1 pseudogene is annotated in these 272 nt (G+C 72.8%); it reads right to left on the reverse strand.

Annotated features, from left to right (window positions below):
* Positions 1-272: pseudogene (locus KVT44_RS56110) on the reverse strand (hypothetical protein); the annotation flags it as partial.

Genomic DNA, 272 nt, shown 5'->3' on the forward strand with positions numbered 1-272 from the left:
GGCGCGCCCTCCGACAGACAGCCGCCCACCTTGCGTCCCGGGAGAGCCTCGCACAGTCGGGCGGCGTGGAGCTCCTCGTCGGCCGCCGTGAGCGTGGTGACCCCCACGACGTACTCCGGCACCAGTATCTTGATCATCTGGGTAGCGGGCGGGATCGCCTTCGGCGCGCCCCGCTCGTCCTCCACCAGGAGCGCGGGCGGCCGGTGGTCGGCCATCAATCGAGCGGCGTCCAGGGCGTGGCCGTCGGCACCGACTGTCTCGTACCCCACCGC

This window comes from Streptomyces sp. GbtcB7, from assembly GCF_019091445.1.
Classification (GTDB): domain Bacteria; phylum Actinomycetota; class Actinomycetes; order Streptomycetales; family Streptomycetaceae; genus Streptomyces; species Streptomyces mirabilis.